General features: G+C 68.8%; 13 protein-coding genes. 6 read left to right on the top strand and 7 right to left on the bottom strand.

The features are described 5' to 3' along the window. On the top strand, nt 1-270 hold a 270-nt coding region (locus Q0629_RS09485; RefSeq protein WP_298781820.1), incomplete at its 5' end, for a GyrI-like domain-containing protein. Between the two features lie 57 nt (nt 271-327). Here Q0629_RS09485 and Q0629_RS09480 read toward each other — a convergent pair. Next, nucleotides 328-1,185, bottom strand: a complete 858-nt coding sequence (locus Q0629_RS09480) for a hypothetical protein (RefSeq protein WP_298781818.1) — start codon at nt 1,183-1,185, stop codon at nt 328-330. Nucleotides 1,186-1,638: 453 nt separating this feature from the next. Here Q0629_RS09480 and holA point away from each other — a divergent pair, with 453 nt between their 5' ends. Then, nucleotides 1,639-2,604: a DNA polymerase III subunit delta gene (gene holA / locus Q0629_RS09475; RefSeq protein ID WP_298781816.1), complete on the top strand. Its 966-nt coding sequence runs from the start codon at nt 1,639-1,641 to the stop codon at nt 2,602-2,604. A 210-nt stretch (nt 2,605-2,814) separates the two neighbouring features. Further along, nucleotides 2,815-3,351, top strand: a complete 537-nt coding sequence (gene raiA, locus Q0629_RS09470) for a ribosome-associated translation inhibitor RaiA (RefSeq protein ID WP_298781814.1) — start codon at nt 2,815-2,817, stop codon at nt 3,349-3,351. A gap of 126 nt (nt 3,352-3,477) precedes the next feature. On the opposite strand, the gene Q0629_RS09465 is transcribed toward raiA, so the two are convergent. From Q0629_RS09465 to Q0629_RS09440, 6 genes are all read right to left on the bottom strand, one after another. Beyond that, the gene (locus Q0629_RS09465; RefSeq protein ID WP_298781812.1) at nt 3,478-4,296 is read right to left on the bottom strand and encodes an MBL fold metallo-hydrolase; all 819 of its coding nucleotides are present in this window, start codon (nt 4,294-4,296) and stop codon (nt 3,478-3,480) included. A gap of 69 nt (nt 4,297-4,365) precedes the next feature. Continuing rightward, a complete protein-coding gene (locus Q0629_RS09460) occupies nt 4,366-5,916 on the bottom strand; it encodes a DEAD/DEAH box helicase (protein ID WP_298781809.1) in 1,551 nt (516 codons plus the stop codon). Then, on the bottom strand, nt 5,913-8,495 hold the full coding sequence (locus Q0629_RS09455; protein WP_298781806.1) for a hypothetical protein: 2,583 nt from the start codon (nt 8,493-8,495) through the stop codon (nt 5,913-5,915). The genes Q0629_RS09460 and Q0629_RS09455 overlap by 4 nt, the downstream gene beginning before the upstream one ends. 29 nt (nt 8,496-8,524) lie before the next feature. After that, nucleotides 8,525-10,216: a hypothetical protein gene (locus Q0629_RS09450; RefSeq protein WP_298781803.1), complete on the bottom strand. Its 1,692-nt coding sequence runs from the start codon at nt 10,214-10,216 to the stop codon at nt 8,525-8,527. Continuing rightward, entirely contained in the window at nt 10,197-11,099 is a 903-nt protein-coding gene (locus Q0629_RS09445; RefSeq protein ID WP_298781801.1) for a hypothetical protein, read from the bottom strand. Before Q0629_RS09445 ends, Q0629_RS09450 begins: the two co-directional genes overlap by 20 nt. Nucleotides 11,100-11,110: 11 nt before the next feature. Then, on the bottom strand, nt 11,111-11,662 hold the full coding sequence (locus Q0629_RS09440; RefSeq protein ID WP_298781799.1) for an isochorismatase family protein: 552 nt from the start codon (nt 11,660-11,662) through the stop codon (nt 11,111-11,113). 162 nt (nt 11,663-11,824) lie between these two features. Between Q0629_RS09440 and proB the strand changes: the two genes are divergently transcribed. From proB to Q0629_RS09425, 3 genes are read left to right on the top strand one after another with little or no spacing between them, the layout of a single operon-like run. Next, nucleotides 11,825-12,940, top strand: coding sequence for a glutamate 5-kinase (proB, locus tag Q0629_RS09435; protein ID WP_298781796.1), 1,116 nt, complete (start codon nt 11,825-11,827; stop codon nt 12,938-12,940). Between the two features lie 31 nt (nt 12,941-12,971). Beyond that, nucleotides 12,972-14,258 carry a glutamate-5-semialdehyde dehydrogenase gene (locus tag Q0629_RS09430; RefSeq protein WP_298781793.1) on the top strand — a complete coding sequence of 429 codons (1,287 nt, stop codon included), beginning with the start codon at nt 12,972-12,974 and terminating at the stop codon, nt 14,256-14,258. 11 nt (nt 14,259-14,269) lie between these two features. Continuing rightward, nucleotides 14,270-15,814, top strand: a complete 1,545-nt coding sequence (locus tag Q0629_RS09425; RefSeq protein ID WP_298781790.1) for a chloride channel protein — start codon at nt 14,270-14,272, stop codon at nt 15,812-15,814. The last annotated feature ends 271 nt before the right edge of the window (nt 15,815-16,085 follow it).

Below are 16,085 nucleotides of genomic sequence, written 5' to 3'. Positions count from 1 at the left end.
TACTGCCTGTCCTTCACGAACCCGGTCCCGGACGCGGACGGACTGAAGGTCCGCACGGTGCCGGGCGGCCTGATGGCCTGCACCCTGCACAAGGGGCCTTACGACCAGTTGGAAGGTGCCTACACCGCGCTGCGGCACTGGATGGAGGAGAACGGCTACGAGCCCGTGGCCGGCTCCGACGGCGCGCGAAACGTCTACCTGAACAGCCCTCACGAGGTCCCACCGGAGGAGCTGTGCACCGAGGTGCAGTGGCCGGTGCGAAAGGCCTAGCACCCCGGACGCCTCGTCGGTTGGGCGGCGCGTCGTCGTGCGAGGCGCCGCCTTACATCATCGTCTAGGGGGCCGCCGGAACGCCAGCGGCGCGAGGGCCAACAGTCCGGGAAGGCCGGAGACCTCGGCGTCACATCCGTTGCTTCCAAGGGTTCCATCATCGACGGAGAACTTCTCGATGTGCTCGTACTCGGTCCCGTGCATCCGCCACCGGAGCTTCATCCGGTGCCGCCCCCGCTCGGCGGTGAACTCGAACCGAACGCTCCAGCGGCCCCCATACTGGCCGTCCTCGTACCCCTCGCGTTCGGGATAGAGGGTGCGGTCGTCGTAGAGCCCGGAGAACAGCCCGCGCCGCTCGATGATGAGCCGCACGGAATCGGGGTCGGGCTTCCGCTCAAACAGCGCGTTGGTCCGCATCTCGTCGCCGTCGTGCCGGGCGTCGCGCGTCACGCGCCAGCTGACCAGTCCGCCGCCGCCGAGGTTTGTCCCGTTTCCGCCCACCGACAGCGCCAGGACCGCGCGCTCAGGATTGCCGGAGTCGCTCCCGTTGGACGGGCGCCACGCCAACCGCAGCTCGGCGTGCCCCGGCTGTGCCGTGAACGACGCACGGTACAGCCGCTCGCCCGTTCCGCCCTCGACCGGCGTCAGGGACGCCGGGTTCAGCTCCCGCTCGCTCCACTCCCGGACGACCCCGCCGTCCCGGCCCAGAAGCGTGAGCGTCACGGACCCCTGGCGGGGCCTCATGTCGGGCTTGAAGCGGGCCATCACCATCACGTCCTGTCCGGCGCTTGGGCTCTGCGGACTCGCCGTGAACCCGATGAGGTCCGTCCTGTACGGCTCCGCCGCCGCCCGTTGGGGTACGGCCACCGAAGCCGAAGCGCAAACCGCCAGGATAAACGTCGCAAACCATCTCATGATAGACCTCCTGTTCCTCCCCTCGTCGTCAACCGCTTTCATATAGACTGTAGCGGTCGACCTCCGTCGTCCACGCGAATACCTTACCCCGAAAACGCCTTCGGCACAAATGCGTTTGATGGGGACTGGGAAAGGGGCACCTGGCCTAATTCTCACGGAGAGCCGAAGTGCCCTCGTCCCGCGGACCCCCGCGAAAATAACGGTGTTAGAATACCTGTGGGAACGCTGGCTAAATCGTTGAGGGAGATCAACCGCATGGCCTCCTCCAAGGGGATGCAGCCCCATGTTAAAATTTCAGGGAGGCGCTGAAGGATACCCGCCAAGATGCCCTCAGTGATCGCTCAACCATTAGTCAGCGCTTCTCTGTATTGCTTCACGTTCATTTTCCGAGCGAACCCGAAAGGAGCCTGCCACGTTGGGGGCCCATTACCTTAGTCTACGAGGAGGCGGGTCATGCCGCACTTGATCGTCATCGAGGGCCACGAGGGGCAGCGGCGTCAGCTGGAGGAAACGCTGACGGCCCTGACGCGGGAGGACCGCCAGGTGTCGGGAAAGTTCGACGCCGACGGGACCTTCCCCGACTGGCGCGCCCTCCTGGAACGGGTGGGCAGCCGCGGGCTCTTCTCCGCGCGGGAGGCCGTCGTCGCGGAGGGGTGCGAGGCCCTGGGGGCCTTCCCCGACGGGCTGGCCGGCTCCCTGGAGGGACCCGAAGCGGACGCCGTTATCGTCGCCACCTTCGGCGGGGAGGCCAGGAAGGTCTTTTCCAAAGAGGTGCTGGCCCTCAAGAAGGTCCACTTCCTGAAGGCAGAGGCCTCCGTCCCCCCCTGGAAGCGGAAGGACTGGCTCCTGAAGCTGGCTCAGGAAAAGGGCTGGCACTTGGCGCCGGACGCGGCCCTCCTCCTGGGGGAGTCCATCGAGTCCACGGAGGAGCTGCGGAGCGAGCTCGCCAAGCTGGCGCTCTACGCCGACGGGAGGGAGATCGCGCTGACGGACGTCCGCGCCCTCTCGTTCGACGAGGGAGGGAGGGCGCTCCTGACGTTCCTGGACGGCGTATGCGCGGGCAACGCCCCGGACGTAGTCCGTGCGCTGAGCCGCCTGTCGCGGGACCCCCTGCTGCCCGTCCTCACGGCGCTCTGCAACCGCCTGCGCCCGGCGCTCTACATCGCCTCCTTTCCGGAAAACGAGGCCCAGGCCGCTGCGGCCGCCGGCGCGAACCGGGAGTACGCGATGCGCATGGCGCGGGGGGCCCTGCGCCTCTTCGGGGCGGAGGCCGTCAAGGACTTCATGCTGCGGGCTGTTCGGCTCTCCTTCGCAGAGAAGACCTCCGCCGCCCAGGGCTGGCCGGGCTTCGAGCTGATCGTCTGGGACCTGCTGGCGGGGAAACAAAGCCCTCAGCGGGCACCCACCTCCCGGCGCTGACGGCCCCTGAGCGCAGGCCGGTGCAGACAAACGGACTCTTAGGGTATGGCATGAGGCTGGCTGGTGCCGCCTTGCCGTTCCACCGTGGGGGCGGCGCTTTTGCCCCGCTTTTATGCTACAATGGAACGAAGCGGGAGGCAGACGCCCCCCACGCGGTCAGCGAACCGCTCTCAACCTTACCTGTTTTCTGCGAAACGGAGGCGAAGTTCGATGGAAGTACGTTTTGTACAGCGTGGAACGGAGATCGACAGCAAGCTTCGGGACTACATGGACTCCAAGATGTCCAAGCTGGAGAAGTTCTTCGACAAGATCCAGAACTGCCAGATCGTCGTCAGCCACCACAAGGGCAACTTCAACATTGAGACCACCGCGAACGCCAACGGGGTGATCCTCCGCGCCGAGGAGAACGCCACGGAGCCGCGCAGGGCCTTCGACCTGTCGCTGAAGAACCTGGAGCGCCGCATCAAGCGCTACAACTCCTACCTCAAGGACAAGGGGCAGTTCAAGGGCGGTGCCGACTTCTCCTTCAACCTGGAGGAGGGGCAGGAGCCTGTGGCCAGCGACGTGCCGGTGATCGAGAAGGTGAAGAAGATCCCCGTCCAGCCCATGAGCCCTGAAGAAGCCGCCATGCAGATGGAGCTCGTCGGACACTCGTTCTTCATGTTCCAGAACGCGGAGACCGGCGACGTCAACGTCGTCTACAAGCGCCGGACCAGCGACTACGGCCTGTTGGAGCCGGTGCGCTGAACCCGCTTTAACGGCTTTAACAATAACTTGAACAATTGAAACCAAAGGGCGGGGCCGCGCGGCCCCGCTCTTCTTGCCTCTCTCGAACGTCAGCCCCCGCCGGAGCCCCGACTGCCCCAGGACGGGCTAGAGCGCGAGCTCCGAGCCGACGCCGGCCCAGTCCGTATCCGGGTGCGCCTGCGCCAGGCGCGCGGCGGAGTGGAAGCCCGTGCAGTGGTTCAGGCGCCATCGCCTCACGCGCCACGAGGCCATGAGCGCCACCCAATCCTCCACCTCCTCCGGCGCGAGGCTCATCATGTGCGCGCCGCCAGCCACCAGATCGAACTGCTCCACGCCGAAGAGGTCCCGGACGCGCGCGACGATGTTGGGCAGCGCCGCGTGGGCGCACCCCAGGAGCAGCGCCCATCCCCTGGGTCCGCGGACCAGGAAGGACAGGTCGTCGGCGAAGGTGTCCGGACGGACCGTTCCGTCCTCCCCGCGCTCGTACATGAGGCCGCGGGAGGCGTAGCGCGGGTCGCGGCCCTCGGGGGGGACGTCGAAGGCGAAGACGCCCGGCAGCAGCTCAACGGCCCCCTGAACCGGCCGCAGCGGCACCTCCCGCAGCACGGCCCCGCCGGCGGGGCTCAGGTCCTGCCCCTCGAAGCGCTCCCTCACAGCCAGGGGCGAGGCAAAGACGCGGTCCCGAACCTGGGGCGCGGCCTCCAGAAAGGCGGGGAGGCCTCCTGCGTGGTCGTTGTGGCCGTGGCTCAGCGCCACGCAGTCCACCGACTCCGGCGAGAGCCCCAGGACCCGCATGTTGTTCAGGAGCGTGTGCCCCGTTTCCCCCGTGTCGATCAGGAGGCTGCCCGACGGCGTCGTCAGGAGGGCCGAGTACCCCCACTCCCCCAGAAGCCCCGCCCTGGGCGTCGTGACCCAGTTGTCCACAAGGACCGTCAGCTTCATCATCGCAAAAAACCACCTTTATCTATATCTATGGGGCTGCGCCCCCTTCGCGCGGCCTGCGGTTGACCGTCCTCAGGACGGGTCGCGGATGAGGTTCAGCAGCTCCTCCGCGGAGAGCTTCACGGCGCGGCCGCTGTCCTCCAGGAGCCCGTCGGCCAGGTCACGCTTCCAGGCGTGCAGCGCCACGATCTTCTCCTCTATGGTGCCGCGGGCCACGATGCGGTACACTGTCACGGGCCGGGTCTGTCCGATGCGGTGGGCGCGGTCGGAGGCCTGCTCCTCCACGGCGGGGTTCCACCAGGGGTCCATGTGGATGACGCAGTCCGCCGCCGTCAGGTTCAGCCCCGTCCCGCCGGCCCTCAGGCTGATGAGGAAGCAGTCGCCCTCCCCCGCCTGGAAGGCCGCCACGCGCCGCCTCCGGTCCTCCGGGGGTGTCGCGCCGTCGAGGTACTGGAAGGGGATCCCCCGCTCCGTCAGCCAGTCCCGCAGGATGGCCAGGTGATCGACGAACTGGCTGAAGACCAGGGCCTTGTGCCCGCCGCCGCGCACCTCGCCCAACAGGTCCGCGAAGGCCTCCAGCTTCGCCGAGGGCATCTCCGCAGGGCTGCCCGCCAGGACCACGTTGCAGCAGGCGCGCCTGAGCTTCATCAGCGCCGCGAAGACGTGGATCTTCTCCGCGGGCTCCGGCCCCGCGGCAAAGTCCTCAAGCGTCTTCCGCCTCAGCGCCTCGTAGAAGCTCCATTCCTTCTCGTTCAGGTCCACCGTCAGGGTGATCTCCGTCTTCTCCGGCAGCTCGTTCAGGACCTCGTCCTTGGTGCGCCGCAGGATGAAGGGGCGGATCATGCGCCGGAGCTGCTGCCGGGCCACCCGATCCCCGTCCCGTTCGATGGGCACGGCAAAGCGGCGGCTGAAGCTCTCCGCCGAGCCAAGGTAACCTGGGTTCAGGAAGCGGAAGATGTTCCACAGCTCGCTCAACTGGTTCTCGATGGGCGTCCCCGTCGTGGCGACGCGGAATCGGCCGTTGAGCTTCATCGCGGCCAGGGAGCGCTTGGCCCCCATGTTCTTGATGGCCTGGGCCTCGTCCAGCACGACGACGTTCCACGGGACCTTCGACAGGCGGACCCGCTCGCTCTGAAGGAGGCCGTAGCTCAGGACCAGGAGGTCCATGGGGGCCAGACCCGCCAGGACCTCGTCGCGGCCGGCCTGCTTCAGCTCCTTCACGTTCAGGGTCGGCGCGAAGCGCCGGGCCTCGTCCGCCCAGTTGGGGCAGACGGAGGTCGGGGCCACCACGAGGGAGGGGCCCTCCGGGCCGCGGGCCACCAGCAGGGCCAGCGTCTGGATCGTCTTGCCGAGGCCCATGTCGTCCGCCAGACAGGCCCCGGCGCCCCAGTGGGCCAGGCGCATGAGCCAGCGAAAGCCCTCCTGCTGGTAGTCCCGCAGCTCGCCCCGCAGCGTGGAGGGCACCTGGGGCACGAGCTTCTGGGCCTCCTTGATGCGCCGACAGTCGGCCCGCCACTCCGGGTCCGCGTCCACCTGTCCGGCCCCATCGAGGAGCTCCTCGGCAAGCCCCGCCGCCAGGGGCGGCAGGCGAACCTCCTCGCCCCGCATGTCGCCCAGCTTCACCAGGGCCTCCAGTCCTCCGCCAGGGGCAGGAACTCCCCGTTCCCCAGGTTCACGAAGCGGCCGTAGCCCTCCTGAAGCCCCTTGATGAGCCGCCCCATCTGAAGGACCATCCCCTCGTCGACCTGGACCTCGCCCGACAGGGCGAACCAGTCCTGGGAGCGCCGGAGGGAGGCCTTGAAGCTGCCGCCCTCCACGGAGCGTCCCACGAGCTTCATGCTCTGCCCGTGCGGCCACTCCGTCGTGACGGCGTCGCCCAACTCGTCCACCTGGCTCAAAAACTCCAGCGCCAGGGCAGGCTCCATGAGGAGCCAGTGGGCCTCCCGCGTTTCCTCCCCCTGGGACAGGGCAGGGCAGGCCCTGAGGAAGGCGGCCAGCGCCTCTGCCTCCCCCGGCAGGTCCCGCAGGGCCTGCACGCGGCGGCCGTCCAGGGAGCCGAAGAACGTCGTCCCGCCGGCCCCAGGGCGGCAGGAGGCCCCGGACGGGCCCAGCGGGCGCACGACGGCCTCCACCTCCAGGCCGTCCCCGTTCGGCTGGATCTGGACGCAGATCCGGCCATCCGCCTGCACCACCTCCGCCCCGCTGCCCACGCCCTCGACGTCCGAGTGGACGACGATGGACGGAGGCAGCTTCTCAAGGGTTTCCATGAGCCTCTCCCGCATCGGGTCGGGCAGCACGACCCCGTCCTCGCCCACGAGGCTCGCCATCCTGAGGTGCTCCCGCGCGAAGTGCGTCACCGCAAGGCGGTTCGGCCCGTCCAGCACGACGCGAAAGGCCGTGCCAAAGGAGGAGGGGTAGGGCGTGAGCTGCAGCCTGCACCCTCCCTTCTCCTGATGGACGGTAAGGACCGGCTCCACCTCCAGGACCTCCACGCGCTCCGCCCTGTCCTCCCGGATCAGGAAAGGATGCCCTGCGAGGGCCAGCAGCGCCTGCTCGATGTCGATGCGGTACTCCACCCCGTAGTATCCCTCCATCCGGGTGATGGCCCGCGCGGCGCGCAGGTCCTGTTCCGTGACGCCGGCGATGGAGTCCCCCGTTTCCGAGAGGCGCTTGAGGGCGATGCGGCGCCCCTTGCTCCAGGCGTTCTTGCGCCGGCTCTGCTCGATGGGGACGAGGCTGTGGACCTCAACTTCCTTGTCCTGCTCGCCGTAGACCGTCCAGCCCACCTCCCAGAGGATGCGGCGGTCCGCCCCTCTCGCGTCGGCAGGGGCGCTGCGCTCGCCGATGTTCTCCAGGGCGTCCAGCAGGCGGTCCCACTCGTTCCCGGTCGCCAGGATGTCGCTCAGGGGGTGCGGCACGGCCCGCCGCTGCGCCTCGTTCCCCCACACCGCCCGAATCTCCGAGCTGACGAAGGTCAGCCCCCTCTCCTCCAGCCAATCCGCCGCCTTCAGGATGGCGGGCGCGGCTTCCTTCGAGTCCAGGCCCAGCCAGTGCGCCAGGAGCAGCCCCGGAAAGGCCGCCAGCCCGTCCTCGATCAGGCTGAAGCGAGCGGCGAGGTCCTCCCGTTTCCCCGGTAGCTTCAGAAGGGCCTTCAGCATGGGAAGCAGGGGCTTCAAGGACTCCGACGTCCCCCAGGTCTTCACGCCCGTCAGGTAGCCCTTGATCTTCGCATCGCTGGCCCCCGCCTTCATGAGCAGGATGGGGTAGAACATTCCCGCCCAGGACGCGAAGAAGGGTCGCCGCGCGCCCCGGCGCCGCAGCTCCTCAAGCCCCGCCTCCATCAGGTCCAGGGCCTTCCGTTCGTCCCCGTCCTCCGACAGGGCCAGGAGCGCCGACAGGCAGGCGCACGAGGCGTCCTCCACCCCGTCCAGGGAGGCCCGCGCCTCCTTAAGGCGCCCGTGCAGGATCAGGCGCTCGGCGTACAGCAGCCTCAAGGGCTGGGGGCAGTCCCCACCCCGGCGGGCCACGTAGTGAAAGAGCGCGTTCGCGGAACGGCAGTAGGCCTCGGCGTCGGAGAGCGTCAGGAAGAGCAGGGCGGAGAAGACGAGGTTCGCGACGAGGGGAGGGAGGGCCTCAAGGGCCCGCTCGTCCACGGGATTGGCGAAGGCCTCGACGATGGCATGGTCCGAGCTCAGGGTCCTCGACTGGCTTTCCGAGGTCAGCATTTTGGCCCAGACCTTGAAAAAAAACTCGTCGTCCTCCAGCGTTGCGGTCCATCGCAGGGCTCTGACGCACTCCGCCTCGTCGTTGAACCTCCCCGGAAGGAGGGCGGGGGTGCGCAGCTTCAGGACGTCCTCCACGGCCCGGTCAAGGATTTTCCACTCCCCGCTCAGCGTCGCCTCGCGCCAGAGGGGCCCGATCAGCAGGGGGTCCAGCGCATAGCGCGTCCTGCCCCACACCTCCCTGGTCCGCAAGAGCCCCGATCGATCCAGCTCGTCCAGCATGGGGACGATGTCCCGCACCTTCCAGGGCCGACTGCCTCCGGTCGGTTTGAAGTCCGTCCTGTCCATCGTGTCCGCGATCTCCTTCGCGGTGACGGAGAGGGAGATCACGGCCAGGAGGCGACACAGCCTCTGCCGGTCCTCCCTCTCCGCCTCGTACTTCCGGAGGAGCGACGCCCGTTTTTTCTCGTCAAAGAGCATGAACCTTTCCCTTTCTCTGCGGACAGTGCTCAGCGGGCGCTGAGTGACCCCGCGCCGAGAGGGGCGGAGCGGTTGCTCAGCACGACCATGCCGTCGTCCTCCATCAGCCTGTTGATGTTTCCGGGGAGCGGCGCCGAGGGCTGCTGTTTTTGGGGGATCACCAGGAACGCGCGGCCGTGGTCCTCCCACAGGAGGTGCAGCGCCGTGTCGGACAGGCTTGCCCCCCGCTGCCGCGTCAGGCCGGGCACGAATGGAGCGTTCACCATGGCGTAGTTCCGCAGGGTGTAGAAGTACATGGAGGGACGGTTCACCGCGTACTGCACGATGACGTCCCCGCGCTGCACGGAGCCCCGCAGGGCCAGCCCCACGTCCCGGATCGCGCCGTCCTCCGCCAGCAGGTCGAATATCCCCGTCAGGGGCATGAGGCACAGCAGGGCGGCGGCGCTGACGTTGCGGGCGAACTTCAGGAGCTGCCGCGTCCTGGCGTAGTACCAGCCGGCGACGACGCAGAGCACGACGAAGGAGAGCCACGGCACCAGCGAGAGCATGGCGCTGCTCAGCCCCGGTATGGCACGGAGGGCCAGCGGCAGGCCGAGCGCCGCGAGGGGCACGATGATGACGATGTTCAGGGCCACAGCGCGCTGCACCTCTCCCACGCGCCCCCTCGCGAGCCACTCGTCGAGCGAGTCGCCCACCAGCGCGGCGAGGGGGGGCACGGCGGCGGCCATCGACAGGTAGTCCCCCATCATGACGGCGAAGAAGGCAAAGGCAAAGGCCCAGACCACCAGGAAGAAACGGGGGGCGGGCTCCTCCCCCTGCAGGGCCTCCAGGCTGCGGGGCACGGCGCCCATCGCGGCACGGACCACGAGGCCCGGCCAGGGGACCATGCTCACCAGGATGAAGAGCAGGCTCAACATCCCCCCCGGCTGGAGCAGGGGAGGCGCCTCGTAGAGCATCAGGGTCAGGATCATGGGGTTCCGCGTCGCCAGCAGGGCGACGTAGCCCGACACGCCCGCCAGGGAGACCAGGGCGGCGGGCCAGTACCTCCAGCACAGGATCAGGGGGCCGAAGCCGCTCGTCAGCGCCGAGTGGAGGATCAGGGTCATCCACGGCAGGAGGAGGCCCTCCGGCCCCTGCACGACGAAAGCGGCGAGGGCTCCCGCGTGGGCCAGGAGCGCCCAGCGACGCCCCTCGCCGCGCTGAAGGCGGACGAAGGCGGCCATGGACATGGCGGTGCAGCAGGCGTAGAGCGCGTGGGAGGAGGCCAGGTGGGACACGGTGAAGCCCATGACCATGCTGGCGGAAACCGCGGCGGCGATCCACGCCCCCCGTCCCCTCGACGCCAGCGCCGCGGCCAGCGCCATGCCCAGCCCCGCGGCGGCGGACCAGAAGCGCACGGCGAACTCCTCCCACCCAAAGGCCTTCAGGGCCAGCGCGTGGAGCCACCAGGTCCCCATGGCGCGCCCGGCGTAGGGGGCCTCCCCCACGCTGGGGTGCAGGAGGTCGCCCTGGGTGGCCATGGTGAGCCCCACGGAGGCGTGCACGCCCTCCATGGGGTCCAGCAGCCCGTGGTCCCCGATGCCGCGAAAGTACAGGTAGGCCAGGATCGTCAGGAAGATCAGGAGGTTCCGGCGGCCGGGGCGCGCCTCATCGGAGACAGGGCGCCGGGGTTCCGGGGCGCCCTCTCCCGCGAGGGGCCTCTCAGCGCGGGACATCGGCATCGTTCGAGGTCACCTGAAGCAGGTTGCAGCCAAAGAGCGTCAGGGCGCTGGGCTCCAGCTCAAAGGGGTGCCGGCCCACGTAGACCCCGTCGATCTTCACGTAGTCCCCTCCCCGGAGGCGGGTCAGCGGGTCCGTCACCAGAGGCGCGTAGAACACCGCCAGGAGGTTGTCCCTGGGCACCACGGAGAGGTTCGGGCCGGAGAGCTTCAGCACGTAGCCGTAGTCCCGCAGGCGCTTGATGGAGTTGACGTAGCCGCTGACGACGAGGCGCTTGTCCCGCCAGCGGAGGTCGAAGGACACTTCGCCCTTCGCGATCTCCCCCGTCAGGAACTCCGCGTCCAGCACGCCGTCCTTCTGGTCCTCGATGCGGCGGGCCACCTGGTGGTAGAGCGTCACGAAGGGCGCGTAGTTGGAGCCCGCCAGGGGCTCCAGGAGCGCCAGGGCGTCCTCCAGGCGGCGGCTGCCGCCGTGTCCGTTGGCGTAGAAGTAGGCCAGCATGTAGTCCGCGTAGGGGTCCTTTCCCCGCACCTTCTCCAGCTCCGCGCGCCACTCCATGGGACTCCGGGTTTCGCCACCCAACCCGTACAGGGAGAAGTTCGCCAGCTGCGCCATGGCGCGGCAGTTACCCTTCTCGGCCGCCCGCCGGTACCACTCCGCGGCCTGGTCCAGGTCCCGGCTGACGCCGTCGCCGCGCTCAAAGAGCCCCGCGACGGCGGCCATGCTGCGCGGGTCCCCGGACGTGAGCATCCACTGGGCGTAGGCCTCCTGAACGTCCCCGCTGGCCTGAAACGCAAGCCCCTCTTCGTAGCTGGCCTGGGCCGGGACGGCCGCCAGCGCCAGGGCCGCCAGGCAGAGCGCAAAGGGGCGACGCAGGGCCTTCATCGCGCCGCGCCTCACTTGAGGATGGGGAGGAGCGCCTTGAAGTGCGGCGTTCCGGCCTCGCCCATCATCTGGTAGATCACCGTTTCCGCCGGCACCACGAGGGCGCCGAAGCTCCTGGCTGCAGCCAGCGCCAGCTCGTGGTTCGTCCCCTCGCGGCTCCCGCAGGCGTCCGCGGCCAGGACGACCTTCACCCCCCGGCCCACGAGGTCCATGGCCGTCGCAAGGACGCAGATGTGGGTTTCGATGCCGAAGATCACCGCCGTGTTTCGACCCAGCGCGGTCACCACGGCGTCGAACCCCGCTGCACCACAGCAGGAGAAGGAGGTCTTCGTCAGGTTGGGGGTCCCCGCTGGGATCAGTTCCGCGAGCTGCGGCACCGTGGGGCCGATGCCCTTGGGGTACTGCTCCGTCACCACGAGGGGGACCGAGAGCTCCCGCGCCGCGGTCAGGAGCTTTGTGGCACTCCGGACCACGGCCTCCCCGTTCGAGATGGCCGGCAGAAGCCGCTCCTGAATATCCACCATCAGGAAAAACGACGATTGAGCGCTAACGAGCGTGTGCATGTAAGACCACTCCCTATCCTGCAAAGAGCTTCCGGCGAGAAAATTCGCCGTTCAGGACCTTTTTACTTTACTGATTTTCATTATACAATAAGCCCCATATGAAGGAGCAGGGGCCGACATACGCAAAACGCGGATGTCCCGGCCCGAAGGGGGACAGAGGACGTGGATCGAGGAAGCCTGCGCGGCTCGAAGCGCATCGTCGTCAAGGTCGGGACCAGCTCCATCACCTACCCGACCGGACGCATCAACATCGGAAAAATGGAGCGGCTCGTGCGCGAGCTCTCGGACCTGCACAACTCGGGGCGCAGCGTCATCCTCACGACGTCGGGCGCTGTGGGCGCAGGGGTGGGGAAGTTGGGCCGGATGCCCGAAAACCTGCCCCAGAAGCAGGCCATGGCCGCCGTGGGGCAGGGCATCCTCATGCAGATGTACGAGAAGTTCTTCAGCGAGTACTCCCAGAGCGTGGCCCAGCTCCTCCTGACGCGGGACTGCTTCTCGAACCCGGAGCGCTACCACAACTCCCGCAACGCGCTCTTCGCCCTGATGGAGTACGGCGTCATCCCCATCGTCAACGAGAACGACACCGTGGCCGTCGATGAGCTCAAGTTCGGCGACAACGACCGCCTGTCGGCCATGGTGGCCTGCAACGCGGACGCGGACCTCCTGATCATCCTGTCGGACATCGCGGGGCTTTACGACGCCGACCCCCGGCGCAACCCGAACGCGCGCCTCATCCGCGAGGTCAGCGTCATCACGCCGGAGATCGAGGCCAACTCCACGACCCGCGGCAGCAACATGTCGAGCGGCGGCATGGCCACGAAGCTGGGGGCCGCGCGCATCACCATGGCGGCCGGCATCCCCATGGTCATCGCATCGAGCGACGAGCCGGACGTCCTGCGCCGCATCGCGGACGGCGAGGACCTGGGGACGTGCTTCATCCCCCACCGGGAGGGTTACACCGCGCGGCGCCAGTGGCTGGCCGTCGGCAGCGCCCCCGCCGGGACGGTGACGGTGGACGGCGGAGCGGAGCGCGCCATCCTCCACCAGGGCGGGAGCCTCCTGCCCTCCGGCGTCCTCCGCGTGGAGGGGGACTTCCCCGCCGGCAGCGTCGTTTCCATCCGCAGCGCGGAGGGCCGGGAGGTCGCGCGGGGCATCAGCAGCTACGCCTCGGACGACGCGCGGCGGATACTGGGCCGCCGGTCGAACGAGATCGCGGGCATCCTGGGGGTCTGCGACTTCGAGGAGCTCGTGCACCGCAACAACATGGCGCTGGTGTAGGGGCCGGCTTTAACGAAAGGGACGTGAGATCATGGACACAGCGAGGATTGACGAGGTCCTGAACGGGATGGGGCGCCTTGCGCAGGAGGCTGCGCGAGAGCTCGCCGGGGCCGGGACGGAGCAGAAGAACCGCGCCCTCACGAACATGGCCGCACTGCTCCGGCAGCGCAGCGGCCACATCCTCCAGGAGAACGCCCAGGACCTGGATGAGGCGCGGAGCGGAGGGCTGTCCAACGCGATGCTGGACCGGCTGGCCCTCAACGAGGAGCGCATCGAGGGCATGGCCCGCGGCCTCGAAGAGATCGCGGCCCTGCCGGACCCCATCGGCACGGCGTCCGGCGGCTGGCGCGCGGAGGGGGGCATCGAGATCACGCGCGTGCGCGTGCCCCTGGGCGTCATCGGCATCATCTACGAGGCGCGGCCCAACGTGACGGCCGACGCGGCGGGGCTGTGCCTGAAGTCCGGCAACGCCGTCATCCTCCGGGGCGGCCGCGAGGCGGGCCGGTCCAACGCCGCCATTGCCCTGGCCCTTCAGGACGCGGCCTCCGACTGCGGCCTGCTGGGCGCGGCCGTCCAGCTCCTGCGGCTTCCGGGACACGAGGCCTCCATCGCCCTGATGCAGCTCCAGGCGCTGGACGTGCTCATCCCGCGCGGCAGCCGGCGGCTGAAGCAGTCCGTGCTGGAGAACGCGCGGGTCCCCTGCATCATGACGGGGGACGGCAACTGCCACACCTTCGTGGACGCCTCGGCGGACCTGGACATGGCGCTCCGCATCGCCGTCAACGCCAAGGCCCAGCGTCCTGGCGTGTGCAACGCCATGGAAACGCTTTTGGTCCACCGGGACGCGGCCCCTGCCTTCATCCCCCGCGCCATGGCAGAGCTGGCGGAGCTGGGCGTGGAGCTCCGGGGGGACGCCGAGGTCCGGGCCCTCTGGCCCGACGCCAGGCCGGCCACGGAGGAGGACTGGGCGACGGAGTACGAGGACCTGATCCTGGCCGTCCGCGTCGTGAGCGGCCTGGACGAGGCCATGGAGCACATCCGCCGCTACGGGACGAAGCACAGCGAGGCCATCATCACGGACAGCTACGCGAACGCCGAGAGGTTTCTCGCGGGAGTGGACGCGGCGGCCGTCTACGTCAACGCCTCCACGCGCTTCACGGACGGCGGCGTGTTCGGCTTCGGCGCGGAGATGGGCATCAGCACCCAGAAGCTGCACGCGCGGGGCCCCATGGGCCTCGAACAGCTGACGTCCGTCAAGTTCATGGTCCGGGGCTCCGGGCAGATCCGCGGCACGAACCCGACGCCCGGCTGTCGCTAGGGGGCGGCGGCATGGACCAGACCGCCAGGGAGGTGCAGGGGCGCAGCCACTTCCGCCTCCGCCTGCTCATCGACGGGCTTGTCATCGGCAGCGTCGTCGGAGGCGTCATCACGATCTACCGCCTGGGCATCTCCGCCGTCAACGGCTGGCTGCGCGCCCTGCTGGGCTCCGCGGTGGAGGAAGGACCGCTCCCGTACCTCTGCCTGATGGTCTTGATGGGCGCCGCGGCGGGGCTCTGCGCAAAGTTCGCCCCGCTCATCTCGGGTAGCGGCATCCCGCAGGTTTCGGCGCAGCTCGCGGGCCGGCTTCAGGTCCCGTGGCGGCGCGTGCTGCCCGGCAAGTTCATCGGCGGCCTGCTCACGCTGGGCGGCGGCCTCACCATGGGGAGGGAAGGGCCCTCCGTGCAGATCGGCGCCTCCGTGGGGCAGGCGTTCGGGGACCTGGCGCGCCGTCCCCTGAGCGCGCGCAACTTCCTCATCTCGAGCGGCGCGGCAGCGGGGCTGGCCGCGGCCTTCAACGCCCCCATCGCCGGGGTGGTCTTCGCCATGGAGGAGCTGCACAAGAGCTTCTCCGGCGTCGTGCTGGTGGGGGCCACGGCCGCGTCCTTCGCGTCGGCCTTCGTCGGCGCGTCCATCATGGGGTTTCAGCCGGTGCTGCACGTCGCGGGACACGAGCTCCTGCCTCTGCGGAACTACTGGCTCATCCTCCTCCTGGGGATCGCCACGGGCCTGAGCGGCGTGTTCTTCAACAAGTGCATCCTGTGGGGCAAGGCCCTCTACGGCCGGCTGCGGCTGCCCTGGTACGCAAAGGGCATCCTGCCCTTCGCGCTCACGGCGGGCCTCTGCCTCGTCCTGCCGGAGCTCTTCGGCAGTGGCGAGCCCATGATCTTCTACCCCATGGGGGCCAACCCCGCCCCAGTGCGCCTGATCGCGCTCTACGGCCTGAAGCTCCTCCTGCTGGTGCTCTCCTTCGGCAGCGGTCTGCCCGGCGGCATCTTCTTTCCCCTCCTGGTCCTGGGCTCCCTCGTGGGCAACGCCATGGGGCAGTTGGCCGTGGTGGCGGGCGTTCTGGAGCCGGAGTTCGTCCTCACCCTGACGCTCATGGCCATGACGGGGCACTTCTCCTCCATCGTCCGCTCCCCCCTGACGGGCATCCTCCTGATCAGCGAGATGACGGGCTCCTTCGCCTTCATGCTGCCCCTGGGCATCGTGGCCATGACCTCCTACACCGTAGCGGAGCTCTGCCGCTCCACCCCCGTCTACGAGAGCCTGCAGCGCCTGCTGCCCGTCGCGCCCCAGGGCGACCGCACCGTCCGACGCAGCATGTTGGCGGAGTTCGCCGTGGAGCCCCTGAGCCAGGCCGACGGGCGCACCATCGCGGACCTTCAATGGCCCGGCGACTCCCTGATCATCACGGTGAAGCGCGGCGCGGAGGAGATCGTCCCCCGCGGCGGCGTCAAGCTGATGGGCGGCGACTACCTCGTCCTGCTCATCCCCGCCGAGAAGCGGGGAGAGATTCAGGAGCGCGTGGAGCGGCTGACGCGCGTGCGGCTCTAGGGATTTCGGCTGCCGAGAAGATGAAAAGCGCTGCGGCCCGCACGGTTTTGCGGGCCGCAGCGCTTGTTGGATGGTCACTCTAAACGCAACAGTCCAATTGTATAATAAGGCTGTGAGGAGGTGGGGACTATGGAGGATGCAGAGCGGGAGCGCGACGGTGAGCTGATCGGCCCGGCGTTGGGGCCTGTGACGGAGGGGCAAATCGAGGCGGAGTTGGAGCAGGGAAGGATATACCGTCTCAATGATCGCTTTTTTAAGTTCTTGTTCGGTA

Source organism: uncultured Fretibacterium sp. (genome assembly GCF_938030725.1).
Taxonomy (GTDB): domain Bacteria; phylum Synergistota; class Synergistia; order Synergistales; family Aminobacteriaceae; genus Fretibacterium.
This window is presented reverse-complemented; position numbering and strand designations above follow the sequence as displayed.